This window comes from Novosphingobium sp. 9U, assembly GCF_902506425.1.
In the GTDB taxonomy this organism is placed as follows: Bacteria; Pseudomonadota; Alphaproteobacteria; order Sphingomonadales; family Sphingomonadaceae; genus Novosphingobium.
This window is the reverse complement of sequence record NZ_LR732469.1, coordinates 926,384-941,695: the sequence shown is the minus strand read 5'-3', so window position 1 is coordinate 941,695 and position 15,312 is coordinate 926,384. Positions and strand designations below refer to the sequence as shown.

Below are 15,312 nucleotides of genomic sequence, written 5' to 3'. Positions count from 1 at the left end.
AAACGAGAGGACCCAAGATGTCGAATTTAGACGTGAACGTCGCGCGGATCACTCGTGAGGTTGTTCTCGACCGCACGCGCGTCAAGGCAGATTTATCAAACATCTTCGAAGATTCGCTGGGCGGGCGGTTGGACAAGCTCGTCAATTACCTGAACGAAGCCGCCCTCGACGCAGAGGGCCAATCAGCCGCTATTGAAACTGTCAGCGACCTGCTGTCGCGCCGTGCACATCTCCTGCAGGATCACATCGATCATCCGGAAATCGGCGAGGAGGTCATCGACAGTCCCATCATCGTCACGGGTTGTCCTCGCTCGGGCACGACCCTGCTCAACATGCTGATCGGGCAACACCCAGACAATCGCATCCCGGAATGGTGGGAAACTACTCGCCCGTCTCCACCGCTCGGTATCATGCAGCCCGATGACCCGCGACGTGCAGACGCAGATCAGGAGGTGGCCGACTTGGTCCGCACCGACCCGAGCTTGTTGTTGTCGCACCCCTATTTTGACGAGGGTGGAGCCGCTGCCGCCGAATGCGAGGCTTTCGGCGCGTTAAATCTGCAAGTGATGCGCCGGACGCTCTACTTTCGCGTCCCCGCCTTCCTTTCAATCGATCTGATGGACGATCCGGTGGAGTACTATCGCTTCCACAAGAAGCTACTCCAGTCTCTGCAATGGCGCATGCCGAAGCGGCGCTGGGCTCTTAAGGGTGTTGAGCACCATGTCCGCCTGGAAGCGCTCAAGACTGTCTATCCAGATGCCAAGGTTGTGTGGGTGCATCGCGATCCGCAGAAGATCTTTCCTTCGGTATTCGAACTCAACGCGAGACTGGTCGAGGGCACTATCGGCAAACCCGTCGATCGCAAGGAAGTGGGCGCTAGGTTGATGGAGGTTTATGGAGGTCAGCTTGATCGAGCAACGCAAAGCCCATTGATCGGCCACCCCGACATCCACCACCTGCTCTACGCCGACTTCGCCGCTTCCCCGGTGGCGCAGATCGAAGCGATCTACCGGAAGTTCGATCTCCCCTTTGACGAGCGGGCGAGCGCAGCGATGACCCAATGGCTCGAGCGCAACAAGGGTGATCGGCACGGCAAGTTCAGCTATTCGCTAGAGGCATTTGGGCTCACACCAGAGGCCTTGGAAGAGCGGTTTGGAGCCTATCGACAGCGGTTCGGCATCCCTGTCGAGGGCGTTCGAGCGTGAGCACAGTTCAGCTCCAGCAGGCGATGTTCGCATTCAAGGCAGCGATCTCGGGCCTGGAGGCCTTCCTCGTGGGAACGCGCGACTTGCCCGACGTAGAACGAGCGGCGGGCTATCGGCTGATCTTGGGCATCAACAAGTGGGTCACCGACAGGTACTTCCTAGGCGCTGACACTGCGCGGCCGCGATTCATCAAATTCATGGATGAATTTTCGCAGTGGGGCCTCGGCAATCCGGACAACCTCTACTTTTCGGCGCAAGTAGATGGAACTCGGCCATATGTCATCCGAGGCGAGCGCGGCACGACTGTAGATATATGTGTTGAACTGCGAACGGGCATAGGGCGCAACCAAAACGGTCAGCATTCGCGAACGTTAGGTGCACTCGATGCGGGAACGCTCGTGGTGGACCCTGACGGCACATTCACTGTTCACATCGGCGGGCCCGACAATGTGGCAAACTACATACCCCAGCATCCCGAAGCAGACTTGGTGTTCGTGCGCCGAACGTTCGGGGACTGGGACGCTGAACATGGCGGCGAGCTATGGATCGAGGCAGCCGGTGAAGCACTTGACCCCGCTCCACCGCCGAGCAGCGCGGACATCGCGCGCAGCATCGAAGCGCTTGCGCAGCGTCTCACTTTCGTGACTACGATCAACGATGAGCAGGTAAGTGAATTTCGCTCCAACGCGCCCATCAACGCATTTCCGCCTGCCCCCCAAGAGGGGCCCTCGATCAAGACCAAGAGCGGCGGCGGGGCTTTCCCGGGCCAGCGCAATTCAATCGGCTGGTGGCACTTGCCGGACGATCAGGCTCTGGTTATCTCCATCACTCCGCCTCGTTGCCGCTACCTCGGCTTCATGATCGGACATCCCTTGTGGTTTGCCGCCCTTGACTTCGAGAACCGTCAGAACAGCCTCAATCTCATGCAGGCGCATCACTCAGAGGATGGGCAAGTGCATCTTGTTCTGAGTGCCACTGATCCCGGCTTCGCGAACTGGATTGACCCGGGTCATTTGCGAGAGGGCTTCATGTTCGTGCGTTGCCAAGGGGTCGAAGGTACATACGTCGAGCCAAGCGTTCGCGTCGTGCCATTCTCCGAGTTGGCGAGCGTGCTCCCGCTAGAAACACCGACGGTCGGTTTCGAGGAACGCCGCACGATGTTGCAGCAACGGCGCATTGCGGTTCAACGCCGATCGCTTTAAAGCGAGGACGCGCGGCAGACCTTGTTGCGCATTGAATTCGCTTTTTCGTTGTGCCGTTCTGGTGAAGGGGACTCTAGAGCGACAAAGCAGCACCGCAAGGCTACGATGAAGACACTGCCAAACGTCGGAGGGGAGCAATACGCACCGTGGGATATCGAGGATATCGATAAGTCCACTCGGTCTATCAAGTCGGCTGAGCGTACCTTGGCCTTGTTCGAACTGTTCAGCCTCCACCAAAAAGCGCTGACAATCGGGGAGATCTGCCGCGCCCTGGACATCCCCCAGCCGAGCGTCACGATGCTCGTCCGAAACCTGGTGAAGATGGGTTACCTCGAACACGACCGGGGTGCCCGCACCTACATCCCAACCATTCGGATCATGCTGCTCGGCAGTTGGCTGCACAGGCTCGCAGGTCGCAAGGGAGACATGGAGGCGCATCTCGACGCTCTCATGAACGCGACTGAAGAGACGACCATCATCGGGATCCAGAACGGAATATACTCCCAATACGTCAGCGCACAGCTTCCGAATCAGCCGACCCGGCTCGAGATCCAATCGGGCATGTTGCGGCCGATGCCCCGCACTGCAGTGGGCCGAGCCTTGCTGAGTCGGAAGACAGACGCGGAGATCGCGCTAATACTGCGCCGCTATAACGCCGAAGTCGATGCCAGCCTTCGTTATACACTTCCCGAGTTCATGGATCTTATGAACCAAATTCGGGAGGACGGGTTCGCCCAGACGATGGGAGACATGACCGGAGGCTTTTCGGCAATCGCGATCGCAATCCCCGCACCGATCGGAAAAATTCCGATCGCGGTTGGAGTTGGCGGTCCGATCGATCGCATTACCGTGAAAAAGACGCTAATCCTTGAAGCGCTTGCGGCTTTCTCGCGCGATTATAACAGTTCGCTCTGATGCCTGTGACAAATCACATCCCTAAGATAGGTAGGATGCTCAAACAGTGAGAGCCGGACCGTGGGTGTAAGCGTCTACGTTTATTAGAGCTGCAATATAGACTGGAACCGCCTGCTCGTTCTGGACGGAAGGACAAACTTCCGCTTTGCTGCTTCAGCATAGGGCCCGATCCGGGGCAAAAACATTCGGGAGCCAGGAAAAGCGTGATTACATTGGAGCGGCGCGGTGCAGTTGCACGGATTGCGCTCGACCGGCCTCAAGCCGGAAACGCCCTCAATGCCGAGATGGGTGCTCGTCTAGTGGAGATCGCTCGCGAATGTGACCATGACGATACCATCCGATGCGTGACACTGACAGGCAACGGTAAGCACTTTTGTGCCGGTGGCGACATTTCATTGATGGCGAGTGCTGGACCGGCCACCGGAGCAACGGTCAGCGGCCTCGCTGGCATCGTGCACCAGACGGTGTCGTACCTGGCGCGCATGCGCAAGCCGCTGCTAACCGTTGTGAACGGACCCGCTGCTGGGGCTGGGCTGGGCCTAGCCCTTCTGGGTGATATCGTCATCGCCGCGCCTTCGGCCCACTTCTCGATGGGCTATCCCGCCATTGGCCTCACGCCGGATGGCGGCGCGACCTGGCTCCTGCCACGCCTAATAGGCCTCCGTCGTGCGCAGGAGATGACTCTGACCAATCGCAGGGTCGGTGCCGAGGAAGCGCTTGCCATAGGCTTGATCACAGAGCTTGCCGCCGACGAGGCCACCTTGACGACCCGAAGTGACGCAATCGCCCAGCAGCTCGTGGCGCAGCCGGTAGCAGCGGTGGGTACGGTCCGGTCTCTCTTGCTCGAGAGTTATGGTCGGTCATTAGAAACACACCTTGAATATGAATCCCGCGGCATTGCAGCTGCGGCAGCGGGTCGTGAAGGCCAAGAGGGACTGCGAGCCTATCTCGAAAAGCGTAAGCCCGACTTCACCAGCTGCTGAGCTGCAACTTGCATCCGCTTTCGTGCGGCAATCTTGATTATCTAAGGACATCACGTGAGCAACTTCGTCCTGCCCCGCGCCACCTTCCTCGAAGATGAGGACTTCACCATGTTCGCGGACATGGTGAAACGCTTTCTTGCCGTCCACATGCCGGCCGAGCGTGTCAGCGAGTGGCGAGAGGCCGGCCTGGTGGACCGCGCATTATGGCGCGAAGCGGGCGCGGCGGGCCTGCTCGGGGTTTCGATCCCGGCTGAGTATGGCGGTGCAGGTGGTGACTTCCGTCACGAAATGGTACTTGCCGAAGCGCTCGGCCATGCCGGCGTCGAAGGATGGGACATCACGCTGCACAATGCAGTCGTCGCGCCCTACGTGACCTCTTTCGGCACCGAGGAACAGAAGCAACGCTGGCTGCCAAAGATCTGCTCGGGTGAGATGGTGTTGGCAGTCGCCATGACCGAGCCGGGCACCGGATCGGACCTGCAGTCCATCCGAACCCAAGCGCGGATCGACGGGAACGAGGTCGTCATCAGCGGTAGCAAGACGTTTATCACCAACGGTCAGCATGCGGACCTGATTTTGGTCGTGGCAAGGCTTGACGGTGAGCCCGGAGCCAAGGGCATCGCGCTATTTGCTGTCGAGACCGCGGATGCACCCGGTTTCGAGCGGGGGACCAATCTAGAGAAGATCGGGCGTGAGTACGGCGACACCTCTGAGCTGTTCTTCAACGACGTGCGCGTTCCGCTTGAAAACATGTTAGGCGCACCTGGCGCCGGGTTTGGCATGCTGATGGCAAAACTGCCGCAGGAACGATTGATTATCGCAATCCAGTCACTCGCCGCCATTGAGTACGTGATTTCGCTGACAGTAGCCTACGTCAAGGAGCGCAAAGCCTTCGGCAAAGCCATCTTCGATTTCCAAAACAGCCAATTCGTTCTTGCCGAGTGCAAGACGCAAGCAATGGCGGTTCGCGCCCTCATCGAGCGCTGCACGGAGTTGCACCTGAACGACCAACTTGACAGCGCAACTGCTTCAGCTGCCAAGCTGTTCGCCACGGAGCAGCAGGGGATCATCGTCGATCGCTGCCTGCAACTGTTCGGCGGCTACGGCTACATGAGCGAATACCCCATCGCACAGGCGTACAAGGACGCGCGCGTCACTCGTATCTACGGCGGCACCAGCGAGATCATGAAGTTGCTGATCGCCCGTTCGCTCTGAAAACGGGCTGCTGGCTTGTGCGGGCCTCGCGAATGCGAAGGGGGCGGTCGCAACTCGTAGCGGCATTGCTAGTTATCCAATCCGATCCGTTGCTCTGCAGCAGAGCAACGACGCTAGATCACCGCGCAGCCGCACGCCGGGGATGGGCGCGTATAGATGGGATGGGCTCGGGCGAGCCGACGATCATGACCCTTGACCCAGGCTTTCTCCCGTCCACGGGTGCGTCATAGCGCCGAGCTAATGTTCGCCGAAGAGCGAGCCTCTTGCCCCCGCGAAGGTTTTACGGGCAGTGAGCGGTGCGAGGCATCAGCGGAACTGCAAAGCGCGTTTCGCTGATGCCTCGCACCGGTCTGTCTCGAAAGTTAGCTATCGGCAGCCGGGCTTGACCCGCCAACCGATAGGATCAAACGCGCTCGATGATCGCGGCGATGCCCATGCCCCCACCGACACACATGCACAACAGCGCACGCTTGAGTGAACGCCGCTCGAGTTCGTCGAGTACGGTCGAGACCAGGGCGCCGCCGGTTGCGCCGAGTGGATGCCCCATGGCGATGGCACCGCCAACAACGTTCAATCGCTCATCCGGAACGTCGAGCTGCCGCTGCAGCATGAGAGCGACGGAGGCGAAGGCCTCATTGATCTCGACGAGATCGATATCGGCCATCGTCAACCCGGCTTTGCGCAGTGCCTTGAACGACGCTGGGCCAGGGCCAGTCAACATGATCGTCGGCTCGGTCGCGATCACCGCGGTCGACAGCACGCGTCCGCGTGGGGTCAGGCCCAGTTCCTTGCCGATCCGCTCGTTCCCAAGCATCACCAGCGAGGCGCCGTCCACGATGCCCGAGCTGTTGCCAGGGGTGTGCACGTGATTGATGCGTTCGACCTTGTTGTACTTGGCGAGCGCGATATCATCGAAGCCGAACGAGCCCAGGCCGGCGAAGCTCGGCTTCAACGATCCGAGCGTCTGCATATCGGTATCGGGCTTGATGAAATCATCTCGCTCAAGGATGACGAGGCCGTTCTCATCCTTCACGGGGACGACCGATCGATCAAACCAGCCATTCGCCTGCGCGAACGCAGCCTTTTTCTGCGATGATACGGCGAAGGCATCAACGTCATCACGCGAGAAGCCTTCGATGGTGGCGATGAGGTCGGCTCCGATACCTTGGGGCACGAAGCTCGTCGCGATTCCGGTCGCGGGGTCTTCGGAGAACGGGCCACCGTCCGATCCCATCGGAACGCGGCTCATGCTCTCGAAACCACCCGCGCAGACCAGGTCCTCCCATCCCGACGCGACCTTTGCGGCGGCGGTGTTGAAGGTGTCGAGGCCTGAAGCGCAAAAGCGATTCACCTGAGCTCCAGGCACGGACTCGTCCCAGCCAGCCTTCTGCAGCGCGATCTTTGGCAGCACGGAGCCCTGCTCCATGACTGGCGAAACGCAGCCAAGCAAAACGTCGTCAACCTTAGAGGTATCGAGGTCATGGCGCGCCTGCAACTCGTTCAGCAGCGTAGTGACCAGATCGATCGGTTTGACTTCATTAAGCGCACCGTCGGCCTTTCCGCGCGAACGCGGCGTTCTGATCGCGTCATATATAAAAGCCGCCTCGGCCATAAATCCTCCTGCAAATGCGCACCTTATGCGCAGTTTCGTAAAATCAATGAAGGGTAAGGGTAAAAGAGCAAGTACGGGTCGCAATGATTACAGCTGTACGAAGAGGTTGGCTGCTCGGCGCCCGCTCCAACGCCGCTTACGTGCAAATGACGCGCCCCTGCCTTTTAATGCGTAGCACATGCGGTGTTGCCCGTAGCCAGACGAGCGATAATGTGCGCAGTTGGTCTTGCTAGTAGCGAGCTGCCTGAGGGCGGCGTCAGGCAGCAGGACGACGCTTCAGCAGAACCTTGCGATCAACCTTGACGATCGGGTCTTCGTCCTGATTGAAGCCATAGTGCCGGAATACCACGATCCCGGCATCATCCCGGTCCGAGGGTGAAGCACTGAGAACCTCGCTGTACGCGTAGATCGTGTCACCGTGGAATACCGGCTTCATCAGCTTGACGTTGTCAAGGCCAAGCTCGGCGATGGCATTCTCGCAGCAATCCTGAGAGGCAAGCCCCAGCACCATCGAAAAATTCACGCCGCCATAGACCACGACTTTGCCAACGGGATGGCGGCTCATCAGGTCGTCGTTGAAATGACCCTCTGCGGTATTCATCACGAGGTTGGTGATCAGCACATTGTCCAGCGGCGTCACGGTCTTACCGCGCGCATGCTGGATTACGAGGCCAGGCGTGAAATCCTCGAAGTAGTTCGTCGCGGCGGTTAGCTTAGTATAGTCCATCACTGCCCTCCCGGAGCGTTGCGGAGCCGCACCAGATTGGAGCGACGGAAAGAGACGAGCGCTTCGCCCTCTGGCGTCGCGCCCTTCGTTCGCCAAGTCACGATCCCGTTCGCTGGATTGCTTTCGGAGGTCCTCACGTCGACGGTCTCACTGGACGCTATGACCGTGGTACCTGGATACACTGCCCGATGATATTCGAGCTCGAATACGCCGAGGAACGGACCGCCGATCTCGCTGCAATCTTCAACGCTCAGTCCAAGGGCAATGTTGAACACCAGCTGAGGACACACGACGATATCACTATGACCTTCGGCCAAGGCAAAGGCGCGGTTGAAGTAGATCGGGTTATAGGCCATAGTCAGACTTGCGAACAGAAGCGCATCGGCCTCAGTAATCGTACGACCCCAGTGATGGTCGAAATGCTGTCCAACCTCGAAATCCTCGAACAACCGGCCCTTGGGCCAAAGCACCGCCCGGCTGCGCACATCGTCTGGCATACCATCTCCTAAAGGCGGCTTTGCCGCCGGTCCGTCTACTTAGGGAGTCAGCTGCAACCCCAGCCGGCAAAATGGCTGAGCCACACACCCCCAGGAAAGTTATATCGAGCTTCCGGCGGTCCCAAAATGCGGGTAGCCGAATATTACAGGTGGATAGGACTGTGTGTGTAGAATTTCGTCAGTTGAGTTGTCATCGAACTCGCAGTGGGATCAACGTGTTGTACTGGTGCTCACGGCCGTTGTGACGGCTTCTACGTGGTCAACCAACCCTCCACGGGCTAGTCTATCGGCCAGGCGCTGACTTTGAAGCCGAGCCGAGCGCCGCCATGTGGCGCTACAGTGGGCCATAACTGACATCGCGACGATGCCGATCTGCGCCAGCTCGTGACCAAGATCTGCTCCAACGACGCCATTCTAAGCCACTGTCAATGCCGATTACCAGAGGACCGAGGTACGCGGCGCACTGCCATCATCGCCTTGAGCTACGCGTCAACCGACCCTTACGCGAATATCTAAAGCAAGGGGCATGCGGCATTTTGCCGCATGCCCCTTTTTGCTCACTCGGCGAGTTCGGGAACCGGCACAGCGGAGAGCGACTGAAGCTCGACAACCTGGCCAGGGTAGTCGCCTGAAGGCTGGCCGTGATCCATGATCACGGTTCCGTTGACGAGCACGTAATCGACGCCACGCGCTGGGACAGTCCGGCGCCAATCACCGCCCGGAAGGTCATGCGCGATCACGTAGGTCGTGTCGAAGCCCAGCTCCTCGAGATCGTAGACGACAATGTCCGCCGCATACCCTTCGATCAGGAGGCCACGGTCCTGCAGTCCGAGCAGCCGCGCCGGTCGCGCGCTGAGCATGTGGTGCATGTCCTCGAGTGGGATGCGTCCGTCTTCCTTGACCATCCACCCGATCAGGTCGCTCGGATAATGGCCACCGACGAACTGCTTGACGTGCGCACCGCCATCGGAGGCGCCAGGGATGACGCGCGGGTGGCGCAGGACTTGCTCGACTTTCTCACCGTCCTTCGACTGTGCTTCAGTCAGCTTGAAATCGACCTGCATCTTTGTCTGCACAAGGATGTCGAAGAAAACGTCGACCTTGTGTCGGCCTTCGGCTTCGACGATCTGACCGATGGTCTGCCCCACGTACTTCTGATACACGGGATGGCCATAGGCGTTGGCGAGAACATACTTCTCGAAGCCTCCGCCAATCGACACGAACTGTTCGTCACGATAAGCTTCCCGGGCGCGAGCGCGCCATTCGGGGTCTTCGGCAATTGCCATGCGCGCCTCGTTCGTCCGACAATGCGCAAATTCTTCGAGAACCGGGATGGCGTTGAAGAGCGTGCTGTCTTCGATCTTGAACTCGGCCCAGCCTCGCAACGCGATCGACTGCAGATAGATCTCCAGACCTTCCGCCTCAGCGCGATCGACCCATTCGAGCTGCTCGCGCCAGCGGTTGGTGATCTTCAGCTCCTCCGGCGTCGGATTGGCCGTGCCGTCGACCACGGTGATGACGTTGTGGATCACCGGCCGCCCCGAAATACGCGCAAGATTTTCGGAGATCTCGCGACGCGATTCCATGCGGATCTCGACGAGTGACTGAATGACACCCTCGCCGCGCTCGCGCATGACGCCAGCCAGATAGTAGGCATCCTCGGTATCCATCACATCGGTCGGCACCGGCGTGCCGTCGTAATCGACGTGCCCGTTGCCGTTTCCGAGCAGCGAGAGGCTGAAGCCGAGCGCGCCGGCGTCCATCGCCTCGTTGAGCAGCTCGCCCATGCGCTGACGTTCCGCGTCGGTGGTCGGACGGGATTTCACCTCGTCGCTCTTGACGTACACGAGCAAAGGATTGAGCGGCAGGAACATCCCCACATTCACACCCTTGGGGATGTTGCGCAGGTTCTCCATCCACTCAGGGAAGGTTTCCCAGCTCCAGTTTAGCGCAGTGCGCTGCGACTCATAAGGAATTTGCTCGGTGTTGACCATCATCCACATGTACCGATCGCGGTCGGCGGGGCGGCACGGCGCGTAGCCGAACCCGCAATTGCCCATTACGATGGTGGTGGTGCCATGCCACGACGAACTCGTGACGTAAGGATCCCAGTGGAGCGGCGCATCATAGTGCGTGTGCGGATCTATGACACCCGGTGATACGATGCGCCCGGTCGCATCGATTTCGCGCTTCGCGGTGGCATCGCCGAGAGAACCGATCTTGACGATCTTCCCTTTTAAGACTGCCAGGTCCGCCTTGCGGCGCGGCTGTTTGGTCCCGTCGATGATCGTCCCATTGCGGATGATGAGATCATAGTCCTGCATTTCCATCTCCACGTTCTCGACGTGCCACGAAGGCACACGTTGTTTCTGAGATAATGCGCATTGCTCCAAACGACATCGCTCAGGCGCCTGACTTCGCAGCAATGAACAAGATTACATGTATATTCTGGTCATATGTCCATCAGGGCCGTTTGGCCCCTTTCAGGCCTCGACCTTCGTATGCTTGGCCAGCCCGTCCAGGAGCCCGTCTTCCAAGGCGAAGCGATTACCAAACTTGTCTGCCAGCTCGGCAGCCCGTGCCGCGAACTTCTCAGTGCCGTACCAATCGACGAACTGGATCGAACCCCCGGTGTGCGCCGGAAAACCGAAACCGAAGATCGAGCCGATATTCGCTTCGGCTTCGCTGCGAAGGACACCTTCGCGATAACAGCGCAGCGTTTCGATCACCTGGCGGAACAGCAGACGATCGCGAACGTCCTGCGGAGATACTTCGAGGTTCCCGGTGGCGAAATCAGCCAAGCCTTCCCAGAGGTTCTTGGTGCCATCGGCGTTGTAGCGGTAAAAGCCGCCGCCGTACTGGCGCCCGCCGCGGCCCTGCTCGACAAGCTTGAACGTGACCTCGCGGGTCGCCGTCATGTCTGCCGGATACCCGTTCTTGACTTGAAGCATCTCGTCGATCGCCTCGTGCGTATCGAGGATCTTCTTGGGGAGGCTCAGCGAGGTTTCATCGGCGACCGCTAAGGGGCCGACCGGCATGCCTGCCCTCATCGCTTCGCGCTCGATCGTGACCGGCGCCACGCCGTCACGCACCAACGCTGCGCCCTCGTCGATATAAGTGCCGAAGACTCGTGACGTGAAGAAACCGCGACCATCCTTCACAACAATCGGAATCTTGCCGATCTGCTTGCAATAATCGTAGGCGATTGCAGTGGTCTCATCCGAGGTCTCCTCGCCGCGGATGATCTCGACAAGCTGCATCTTGTCGACCGGCGAAAAGAAGTGGATGCCGATAAACCGTGACGGATCGGGAACATATTGCGCCAGCAGCGTGACGGGAATGGTTGACGTGTTAGTGCCGTATACGCCGTCGCTGCTCAGGCACGCGAAGCTCTCCTTGAGGACCTTCTCCTTCAGGCCGATCTCCTCGAATACTGCTTCCACGATCAGATCGACGCCCTGAAGGTCGGCGTAGTCGGCGGTCGGGGTAATGCGGTCCAAGATTTCCTGCTTCTTCTCAGGAGTGAGCCGCTTTTGCTTGATCTGCTTGTCGGCGACGGTGGCGGAGTAAGCCTTGCCCTTCTCCGCTGCCTCGGTCGTGATGTCTTTCAGCTTGACCGGCAGGCCACGCAACGCGTGCGACCAGGCGATGCCCTGCCCCATCATGCCGGCGCCGAGCACGGCGGATGAGCGGATCTTGCGCCCTTCACTCGAAGGGCGGTTGGCGCCTTTGGAAAGACCGTTCATCTGCAGGAAAAAGGTCGTGATCTGGGCCCTGGCCTCTGGACTACGCAGAAGCGAAACGAATGCGCGGCTCTCCTGGCGCAAAGCGCTGTCGAAGCCCATGCGCATGGAGTTCACGGCGACATCGAGGATCTTCTCGGGCGCTGGCATCAGCCCCCGCGTCTTGGCTAGCAAGCTAGGGGTCGCCATCGCGACGGTTGTGCGCACGCCCTGCGAGGTCGCATCGCCTCCAGGATACTTGAAGGTCTTGCTATGCCACGGCTGCACCGCTGCCTGCGGATTGGCCTTGATCCACTCTTTGGCGGCCGGCAGGAGTTGCGCCGCGTCGGAGACCAGCTTGTCGACGAGCCCCATACCCAGCGCCTTGGCAACAGGGACGCTCTTGCCCTCCAGAAGGAGCGGCAGCGCCTTCTCCAGACCGAGAAGAGCGACAGATCGAACAACGCCACCGCCGGCGGGAAGCAGGCCCAGCGTGACTTCGGGCAGCCCGACGACGACGCCGGGCGCATCGACTGCGACGCGATAGTTGCAAGCCAGGCAGATCTCGTACCCACCGCCCAGCGCCGCGCCGTTGATCGCTGCGACCACGGGGACAGAGAGGCGCTCGAACCTGGTCAGGTAGCCCTTGGTCTCAGTAAGATAGTCGAACAGCTGCTGCGCAGTCCGCTCGCTCTCGAGCATTTCCTTGAGGTCGCCACCTGCGAAGAACGTCTTCTTCGCCGATGCGAGGATGACCCCCGTCACATCGCTATCCTGTTCGATCGCCTCGAAGACTTCGCGCATCATCGTGCAGAAGTGCACGTTCATGGTGTTGGCGGACTGGCCGACCATGTCCATCGTAATGGTAACGATGCCGTCCGCATCCTTGTCGTACGTAAAACCGCTCATGTTGCGTTCCTCATGTCCCACTCGATGATCATAGACGGCGCTTGCCCCTCGCATGGGCGGAGTTCCAGCGGCGAGGGTTGCTGCCCTACCCGGCGCTCGTAGCGCGAGCGACGCAGGTGGACGAGGCGAACGCACGATCCTGGAGCGATGATTACAAATGCATGGAGTTGGCAGCGGCTGGAAAACTCAAGCCGAGGCGAGCTGACCCGCCGTGACGCCGCCATCAACGGCGAATGCCATGCCGGTGATGAACGCGGCCTGGTCGGAGCTCAAGTACACGGCCATGCTGGCGATGTCTTCGGGCGAGCCGGGCCGGCCAAGCGGCACGCCGCTGCCAACCACTTCGGGGGTCGCGTGCGCGGCGGTCAACGCGGTCATTATCGGCCCAGGGCAGATCACGTTGATCCGGATGTTGTCCGGTGCATACTCGAACGCGGACTGCCGAGTCATGCCGACAACACCGTGCTTCGCGGCACCATAGGCGTTACTGGCTTTAGGAAAGCCGATCAGGCCGGCGATGGAGGCGTTGTTCACGATTACGCCGCCCTGCCCGCGAGCGACCATATGCTCGAGCTCCGCCTTCATACATAGCCACACCCCCGTCAGGTTGACACCGATCAGCATGTCCCACGAAGCCCGGGGTAACTCGTGCAGACGCTTGCCGGAGGTTCCTGCCTCGGCCACCCCAACGCCCGCGTTGTTGAAGGCACAGTCGAGCTTGCCGAAATGGGAGACGGCCTGCGCCACCATGTTGCTCACGTCACCCTCGCTGGTGACGTCAGCGCGCACGGCAATGGCATCCGTGTCGGGCCTCAGCAACGCCGCCGTTTCCTCAGCGGCGGCAAGGTGGCGGTCGACCACGACCACGTCCGCACCGGATGCTGCGTACGCAATGCAGGCCTCACGGCCGATCCCCGAGCCGCCGCCCGTTACCAAGACAGTCCGTCCGCTTAAGTCGATCAACATTGTAGTAATCCTCTCAAGCCATGCCGGTCTTCGGGCGAGTGCCTAGGCACTCTCCTCTTCACGCAGGAACCCTGCGAGGTTCCCCCTCATGAATTCCAGAAAGGCGGTGCTTACCGCCTCTCTCTCAAGCTCGGCCACGCTCACCGGAAGCGCCGGCGCTTTGTAGAGCGGATCGCGCTGCACGCGCATGGGGAAGTCGTGCCGCACGATGCCGGCCTTGCCGATCACCGCGAAGTCGCATCCTGCGTCGAGCAGGGCCGCCGCTCCCGCGCCGCCCATGATCTTGCCGGCGGCGCCTAGCCGCACGTCACCTCGCGACAACGAAACGAAATGGCTCAGCAACGAGTCATCGCCATACCCGGGCTCGGCCGGCCGCTTGTTCACGTCCCACAACGACAAGTCGAGGTAGTCGATTTTCGCTTCTCGCAGAAACTCGGCGGCGACGTCCTTCACTTCGCCAAGTCGCATGCCGTAGCGCTCTGTCGACAGCCGCAGCCCAAGCTGAAACTGCGGGCCGCAAGCGCGCCGGATGTCATCCACGACCTCGAACATGAGGCGCGAGCGGTTCGCCAAACTGCCGCCGTACTCATCGTCGCGCTGGTTGAGTTCGGGCGAGAGGAACGCACAAAGCAAGTAGCCGTGCGCGCCATGGATCTCGACCCCGTCGAACCCCGCGCGTTCGGCGCGTAGCGCCGCTTGGACGAAGGCTGCGCGCAGTCCCGCGATCTCGTCGAGGGTCAGTCCGCGAAAGCCGTCCGACTCGAGCGGGGCGCCCCCAGTGCCGTAAACCGACCCGCCTTCCGAACTGGACGGTCCGAGCGGCTTGCCGACCAGAGCGGGCGGAGACCGCAGGCCGCCGTGATAGAGTTGCAGCGACGACACCGCACCCCGTTCGCGCAGGGTCGAGGCGAGCGTGCGCAAGCCGTCGACATGACAATCATCATATGCGGCGATCTGGCCCGGGAAACCTTGCCCTGAAGGCTGGACGTGCGCCGCGGCCGTCATCACCAGGCCAAACTGCCCTTCGGCGCGCTTGGCCAGCCAGCGGGACTCGTCCTCGCTTACGGTGCCATCCGCGTGGCTCTGCTGATTGGTCATGGGCGCCAGGACAAAGCGGTTCTTCATCTGGGGGCCGCGGATCATCGTCACCGGCTCAAAAAGACTGGTCATCGCTCACCACCTCTCCTCGATCCCCTGTTCTGTCGTTGCGATCGGGCTATCATGACGATGTGCCGCAATCAAAGCGTCTGCACGCGTCCCTCACTGCATTACACATGAACTTGAAACCAGCGCCTTCCCCGCTCGCTAGATCCAATGGCAGTGAGTCTAAATTTGAGATGTTGCGGCGGTAAGATGAGA

The 15,312-nt window shown here is 60.3% G+C and carries 12 protein-coding genes; 5 read left to right on the top strand and 7 right to left on the bottom strand.

Going from position 1 to position 15,312, the window contains the following annotated elements; genetic code table 11:
* Nucleotides 1–17 precede the first annotated feature (17 nt).
* The 5 genes from GV044_RS04300 (at nt 18) to GV044_RS04280 (ending at nt 5,520) form a co-directional block, all read left to right on the top strand.
* The gene (locus tag GV044_RS04300) at nt 18–1,205 is read left to right on the top strand and encodes a sulfotransferase (RefSeq protein ID WP_159865929.1); all 1,188 of its coding nucleotides are present in this window, start codon (nt 18–20) and stop codon (nt 1,203–1,205) included.
* Nucleotides 1,202–2,407: a hypothetical protein gene (locus GV044_RS04295; protein ID WP_159865926.1), complete on the top strand. Its 1,206-nt coding sequence runs from the start codon at nt 1,202–1,204 to the stop codon at nt 2,405–2,407. The genes GV044_RS04300 and GV044_RS04295 overlap by 4 nt, the downstream gene beginning before the upstream one ends.
* A 105-nt stretch (nt 2,408–2,512) precedes the next feature.
* Entirely contained in the window at nt 2,513–3,322 is an 810-nt protein-coding gene (locus GV044_RS04290) for an IclR family transcriptional regulator (RefSeq protein WP_159865923.1), read from the top strand.
* A gap of 203 nt (nt 3,323–3,525) precedes the next feature.
* Entirely contained in the window at nt 3,526–4,305 is a 780-nt protein-coding gene (locus tag GV044_RS04285) for an enoyl-CoA hydratase/isomerase family protein (RefSeq protein ID WP_159865920.1), read from the top strand.
* 54 nt (nt 4,306–4,359) lie between these two features.
* Nucleotides 4,360–5,520: an acyl-CoA dehydrogenase family protein gene (locus GV044_RS04280; protein WP_236554691.1), complete on the top strand. Its 1,161-nt coding sequence runs from the start codon at nt 4,360–4,362 to the stop codon at nt 5,518–5,520.
* 403 nt (nt 5,521–5,923) lie between these two features.
* On the opposite strand, the gene GV044_RS04275 is transcribed toward GV044_RS04280, so the two are convergent.
* The 7 genes from GV044_RS04275 to GV044_RS04245 form a co-directional block, all read right to left on the bottom strand.
* The gene (locus GV044_RS04275; protein WP_159870850.1) at nt 5,924–7,132 is read right to left on the bottom strand and encodes an acetyl-CoA C-acetyltransferase; all 1,209 of its coding nucleotides are present in this window, start codon (nt 7,130–7,132) and stop codon (nt 5,924–5,926) included.
* Nucleotides 7,133–7,388: 256 nt separating this feature from the next.
* Nucleotides 7,389–7,859, bottom strand: a complete 471-nt coding sequence (locus GV044_RS04270) for a MaoC family dehydratase (protein ID WP_159865917.1) — start codon at nt 7,857–7,859, stop codon at nt 7,389–7,391.
* Entirely contained in the window at nt 7,859–8,356 is a 498-nt protein-coding gene (locus tag GV044_RS04265) for a MaoC family dehydratase (protein WP_159865914.1), read from the bottom strand. Before GV044_RS04265 ends, GV044_RS04270 begins: the two co-directional genes overlap by 1 nt.
* 557 nt (nt 8,357–8,913) lie before the next feature.
* A complete protein-coding gene (locus tag GV044_RS04260) occupies nt 8,914–10,680 on the bottom strand; it encodes an amidohydrolase family protein (RefSeq protein ID WP_159865911.1) in 1,767 nt (588 codons plus the stop codon).
* Nucleotides 10,681–10,839: 159 nt separating this feature from the next.
* Nucleotides 10,840–12,987 carry a 3-hydroxyacyl-CoA dehydrogenase NAD-binding domain-containing protein gene (locus GV044_RS04255; protein WP_159865908.1) on the bottom strand — a complete coding sequence of 716 codons (2,148 nt, stop codon included), beginning with the start codon at nt 12,985–12,987 and terminating at the stop codon, nt 10,840–10,842.
* A 186-nt stretch (nt 12,988–13,173) separates the two neighbouring features.
* On the bottom strand, nt 13,174–13,953 hold the full coding sequence (locus GV044_RS04250; RefSeq protein WP_159865905.1) for an SDR family NAD(P)-dependent oxidoreductase: 780 nt from the start codon (nt 13,951–13,953) through the stop codon (nt 13,174–13,176).
* Between the two features lie 42 nt (nt 13,954–13,995).
* Nucleotides 13,996–15,123, bottom strand: coding sequence for an NADH:flavin oxidoreductase (locus tag GV044_RS04245; RefSeq protein ID WP_159865901.1), 1,128 nt, complete (start codon nt 15,121–15,123; stop codon nt 13,996–13,998).
* Between the last annotated feature and the right edge of the window lie 189 nt (nt 15,124–15,312).

Bases quoted from the DNA above. Each gene is read 5' to 3' on its own strand.
- GV044_RS04260 (WP_159865911.1), bottom strand. From the start codon at position 10,680: ATGCAGGACTATGATCTCATCATCCGCAATGGGACGATCATCGACGGG.
- GV044_RS04275 (WP_159870850.1), bottom strand. From the start codon at position 7,132: ATGGCCGAGGCGGCTTTTATATATGACGCGATCAGAACGCCGCGTTCG.
- GV044_RS04290 (WP_159865923.1), top strand. From the start codon at position 2,513: ATGAAGACACTGCCAAACGTCGGAGGGGAGCAATACGCACCGTGGGAT.
- GV044_RS04255 (WP_159865908.1), bottom strand. From the start codon at position 12,987: ATGAGCGGTTTTACGTACGACAAGGATGCGGACGGCATCGTTACCATT.
- GV044_RS04300 (WP_159865929.1), top strand. From the start codon at position 18: ATGTCGAATTTAGACGTGAACGTCGCGCGGATCACTCGTGAGGTTGTT.
- GV044_RS04245 (WP_159865901.1), bottom strand. From the start codon at position 15,123: ATGACCAGTCTTTTTGAGCCGGTGACGATGATCCGCGGCCCCCAGATG.
- GV044_RS04270 (WP_159865917.1), bottom strand. From the start codon at position 7,859: ATGGACTATACTAAGCTAACCGCCGCGACGAACTACTTCGAGGATTTC.
- GV044_RS04265 (WP_159865914.1), bottom strand. From the start codon at position 8,356: ATGCCAGACGATGTGCGCAGCCGGGCGGTGCTTTGGCCCAAGGGCCGG.
- GV044_RS04250 (WP_159865905.1), bottom strand. From the start codon at position 13,953: ATGTTGATCGACTTAAGCGGACGGACTGTCTTGGTAACGGGCGGCGGC.